The sequence below is a fragment of the Mycobacterium sp. genome, assembly GCF_035603715.1.
Taxonomy (GTDB): domain Bacteria; phylum Actinomycetota; class Actinomycetes; order Mycobacteriales; family Mycobacteriaceae; genus Mycobacterium.
This window is the reverse complement of record NZ_DATNJW010000303.1, coordinates 1-4,917: the sequence shown is the minus strand read 5'-3', so window position 1 is coordinate 4,917 and position 4,917 is coordinate 1. Positions and strand designations below refer to the sequence as shown.

The window sequence follows — 4,917 nt, the reverse complement described above, 5'->3', positions numbered from 1 at the left end:
CCATCAGATCCGCGACCGGGTCGGACGTCGACGGCATCGTCATCGCGGCATCGAACTGGCGCAAGCCCTCGTCGGCGATGGCCGCGATCAAACCCGGCATTCCGCCGAAATAGGTGTACACCGCCATCGTCGACGTCCCAGCCGCACTGGCGATTTTGCGGGTTTGCAACCCGTCGGGACCGTCCTGGTTGAGGATGTCCACGGCCACGCGCAGCAACTCATCACGCACGTTGCGCTCGGTGCCCGGGCTCGAGGGAGTCATTAGCTGAATATCTTGACACAGAGGGCGTCGGATGGGTATAACGGCGGAATATCAATGTTATACGGCTTGGAGGCCGAAGTGAACACAGTCGTCACCGCCGCGCCAGCGAACCCGTATCTCGATGACTTCCTGGCGCCGGTCAGCACCGAGGTCACCGCGACCGATCTAGCGGTTACCGGACACATCCCCGACTTCCTCGACGGGCGCTACCTGCGCAACGGTCCCAATCCCGTCGCCGAGGTCGACCCCGCCACCTATCACTGGTTCACCGGCGACGGCATGGTGCACGGCGTAGCACTGCACGGCGGCAAAGCGGATTGGTATCGGAACCGCTGGGTGCGCAGCGCGGCTGTGCGCGCGGCTCTCGGCGAGCCGGTGACCGCCGCCCGCAACCTGCGCGCCGGAATGCAGTCCTTGGGCGCCAACACCAATGTGCTGGCCCACGCCGGCAAGACGCTGGCTCTCGTCGAGGGCGGCGTGGCGAACTACGAACTCAGCGACGAACTCGACACGGTCGGTGCGTGCGATTTCGACGGGACCCTCACCGGCGGCTATGCCGCTCATCCGCATCGTGACCCGCGCACCGGCGAACTGCACGCAGTGTCCTATTCCTTCGCACGTGGCAAAAACGTGCAGTACTCCGTCATCGACACGAACGGCCACGCCCGTCGCACGGTCGACATCGAGGTCTCGGGATCGCCGATGATGCATGACTTCTCGCTGACCGACAAATATGTAGTGCTCTACGACCTGCCGGTGACCCTCGACCCGATGCAGGTGCTGCCGAAAAAGATGCCCAAGTGGATGCGCCACCCGGCCCAGTTGGTGGCCCAAGCCGTGGTCGGACAGGTCCCGGTTCCCGGCCCGATCGCGGCGATGATGAACCGCAACGAGAAGTCGGCCTACCAGCTTCCCTATGCCTGGAACCCGAAATACCCGGCGCGCATCGGAGTCATGCCACGTGAGGGCAACAACAGCGACGTGCGGTGGTTCGAGATCGAACCCTGTTACGTCTACCACCCGCTGAACGCCTACTCCGAGGTCCGCAACTCCCACGAAGTCCTGGTGCTCGACGTGGTCCGCTACGAGCGGATGTTCGACCGTGACCGTCGTGGACCCGGCGACACCGCGCCCACCTTGGACCGGTGGACCATCGACCTGACCACCGGAGCAGTGAGCAGCGAACGCCGCGACGACCGCTCGCAGGAATTTCCCCGGATCAACGAGACCCTGCTGGGTAGCCGGCATCGCTTCGGTTACACCGTGGGCATCGGTGGCGGCTTCGTCGACTCAGGCAGATCGAAACAGTCGTCGGCGCTGTACAAGCACGACTACGAGACCGGATCGAGCATGATCGCGCCACTCGACCCCGAGTTGCTGATCGGCGAGATGTCGTTCATCCCGCGTCCCGCCACCGGGTCGGCTAGCTTGTCTGAGGACGACGGAATTCTCATGGGTTACGGGTATCACCGCGGACGTGATGAGGGCCAGCTGCTGCTACTCGATGCGCAAACGTGCGAATCGGTGGCGACGGTCCACTTGCCGCAGCGCGTACCGATGGGATTTCACGGCAACTGGGCGCCGCAGGACTGATCAAAACCGGCCTACCTGTGCGCTACAGTGACTCAAGCCACAAGCTGGTCTTGGGCTGCTATGAGCAACATCAGCGGGAGGGTTTCGCATGGGCATCGGTATCTCGGTCGAGGGACTGACGAAGTCCTTCGGGTCCCAGCGAATCTGGGAAGACGTCACATTGGAGATCCCGGAGGGCGAGGTCAGCGTTCTGCTGGGCCCGTCCGGTACCGGTAAGTCCGTCTTCCTGAAGTCGCTGATCGGCCTGCTGCGCCCGGAGCGCGGCTCAATCCTCGTCGACGGCACCGACATCACCGAGTGCTCGGCCAAAGAGCTTTACGACATCCGCACGCTGTTCGGTGTGATGTTCCAGGACGGCGCCTTGTTCGGGTCGATGAACCTCTACGACAACACCGCCTTCCCGCTGCGCGAGCACACCAAGAAGAAGGAAAGCGAGATCCGTGACGTCGTCATGGAGAAGCTGGAGATGGTGGGTCTCGGCGGGGATGAGAAGAAGTTCCCCGGAGAGATCTCCGGTGGTATGCGTAAGCGCGCCGGCCTGGCCCGCTCGCTGGTGCTGGACCCGCAGATCATTCTTTGTGACGAGCCCGACTCAGGTCTGGACCCGGTCCGTACCGCCTACCTGAGCCAGCTGCTGATCGACATCAACGCTCAGATCGACTGCACGATCCTGATCGTGACGCACAACATCAACATCGCGCGCACGGTGCCGGACAACATGGGCATGTTGTTCCGCCGCAAGCTGGTGATGTTCGGCCCGCGCGAGGTCTTGTTGACCAGCGACGAGCCGGTCGTGAAGCAGTTCCTCAACGGGCGCCGTATCGGGCCGATCGGTATGTCGGAGGAAAAGGACGAGGCCACGATGGCCGAGGAGCAGGCCCACTTGGAGGCCGGCCACGTCGACGGCGGTGTCGAGGAGATCGAGGGCGTGCCGCCGCAGATCTTGGCCACGCCCGGCATGCCGGAGCGCAAGGCCGTCGCCCGCCGCCAGGCCCGCGTTCGGGAGAACCTGCACCTGCTCCCCAAGGATGCGCAGGCAGCCATCCTCGAGTCGTTCAAGGCCAACGGCGACGGCAATGGTGGACAGTCCGACCCGCGCGCCCGGCACCGCGACGAGGACCCCGACACCGCATCGATCCCGACTCAGCGCGGCTACTGACGCGCGACGCCAGTAGGCCTGATCCGGAAGGAGTTCTTCCACAATCTTCGCGCGTCACCTCTTGACGGAAGCGCCCGAAGGGGTCAATCTGTTGGGCAGAATGTATGCACGGGAATTTCGAGACGCCAGCCAGCGCCGATACCCCCGAGCGCGGTAGTTGAGGAATGCGCCGTCCTGCGCTATTGTTGGACGTTGCGCTGGCTGCCTCCTGCCCTCCTCACCCGCCACATGACACCGTGGTCCTAGCCTGAGCTATCGCTGATTCAGCGATCTAGCTTGGTGCGTGAGATTGGGACAGATCGTTCGCCAGCCGAACCGACAAAGTTATAGCGGCGAACGGTTCCCGGTGGCCGCCGGGTCTACAGCCGCGTGAGGTGCTGGAAGGATGCATCTTGGCAGTCTCCCGCCAGAGCAAGAAGTCCCCTCAAAGTTCTAACTCCTCCAACAGCTCCGTACCCGGAGCGCCCGATCGGGTTTCGTTCGCGAAGCTGCGCGAACCGCTCGAAGTTCCGGGCTTGTTGGACGTGCAGACCGACTCGTTCGAGTGGTTGGTCGGCGCGCCGCGTTGGCGGGAAATCGCCGCCGCGCGCGGTGACGCCAAGCCGACGGGTGGTCTTGAAGAGGTCCTTTACGAGCTGTCCCCGATCGAGGACTTCTCGGGCTCCATGTCGCTGTCCTTCTCCGATCCACGCTTCGACGAGGTCAAGGCCCCGGTCGACGAGTGCAAAGACAAGGACATGACGTACGCCGCCCCGCTGTTCGTCACCGCGGAGTTCATCAACAACAACACCGGCGAGATCAAGAGCCAGACGGTGTTCATGGGTGACTTCCCGATGATGACCGAGAAGGGCACCTTCATCATCAACGGGACCGAGCGCGTGGTGGTCAGCCAGCTGGTCCGCTCGCCCGGTGTGTACTTCGACGACACCATCGACAAGTCCACCGAGAAGGTGCTGCACAGCGTCAAGGTGATCCCGAGCCGCGGTGCGTGGCTGGAGTTCGACATCGACAAGCGCGACACCGTGGGTGTCCGCATCGACCGCAAGCGTCGCCAGGCCGTCACCGTGCTGCTCAAGGCGCTGGGTTGGAGCAACGAGCAGATCCGGGAGCGCTTCGGGTTCTCCGAGATCATGATGCAGACGCTGGAGCGCGACCCCACTTCGGGCCCCGACGAGGCGCTGCTGGAGATCTACCGCCGGCTGCGTCCGGGCGAGCCGCCGACCAAGGAGTCGGCGCAGACCCTGCTGGAGAACCTGTTCTTCAAGGAGAAGCGCTACGACCTGGCCCGCGTTGGTCGTTACAAGATCAACAAGAAGCTGGGCCTGAGCGCCACGCCGGCCGAGACGTCCTCGACCACGCTGACCGAGGAAGACGTCGTCGCGACCGTCGAATACCTGGTGCGCCTGCACGAGGGCCAGACCACGATGACCGTCCCCGGCGGCGTCGAGGTGCCGGTGGAGACCGACGACATCGACCACTTCGGCAACCGTCGGCTGCGTACGGTCGGTGAGTTGATCCAGAACCAGATCCGGGTCGGCATGTCCCGGATGGAGCGCGTCGTCCGCGAGCGGATGACCACTCAGGACGTCGAGGCGATTACGCCGCAGACGCTGATCAACATCCGGCCGGTGGTCGCCGCGATCAAGGAGTTCTTCGGCACCAGCCAGCTGTCGCAGTTCATGGACCAGAACAACCCGCTGTCGGGGCTCACCCACAAGCGCCGCCTGTCGGCGCTGGGCCCCGGTGGTCTGTCGCGTGAGCGTGCCGGGCTGGAAGTCCGAGACGTGCACCCCAGCCACTACGGCCGGATGTGCCCGATCGAGACGCCTGAAGGCCCCAACATCGGCCTCATCGGCTCGCTGTCGTCTTACGCCCGGGTCAATGCGTTCGGCTTTGTGGAGAC

General features: G+C 64.1%; 3 protein-coding genes and 1 pseudogene. 3 read left to right on the top strand and 1 reads right to left on the bottom strand.

Annotated elements, in window-relative coordinates:
* Positions 1-262, bottom strand: a 262-nt coding sequence (locus VN856_RS12595) for a TetR/AcrR family transcriptional regulator (protein ID WP_325689463.1), incomplete at its 3' end; no start/stop codon positions are given.
* 78 nt (positions 263-340) lie between these two features.
* Here VN856_RS12595 and VN856_RS12590 point away from each other — a divergent pair.
* The 3 genes and pseudogenes from VN856_RS12590 to VN856_RS12580 all read left to right on the top strand — a co-directional run.
* Positions 341-1,855 carry a carotenoid oxygenase family protein gene (locus tag VN856_RS12590; RefSeq protein WP_325689461.1) on the top strand — a complete coding sequence of 505 codons (1,515 nt, stop codon included), beginning with the start codon at positions 341-343 and terminating at the stop codon, positions 1,853-1,855.
* Between the two features lie 88 nt (positions 1,856-1,943).
* Positions 1,944-3,014 carry an ABC transporter ATP-binding protein gene (locus VN856_RS12585; protein ID WP_325689459.1) on the top strand — a complete coding sequence of 357 codons (1,071 nt, stop codon included), beginning with the start codon at positions 1,944-1,946 and terminating at the stop codon, positions 3,012-3,014.
* A gap of 392 nt (positions 3,015-3,406) precedes the next feature.
* Positions 3,407-4,917: pseudogene (locus VN856_RS12580) on the top strand (DNA-directed RNA polymerase subunit beta); the annotation flags it as partial.

Coding starts and splice junctions, on each gene's coding strand:
- VN856_RS12585 (WP_325689459.1), top strand. CDS start 1,944: ATGGGCATCGGTATCTCGGTCGAGGGACTGACGAAGTCCTTCGGGTCC.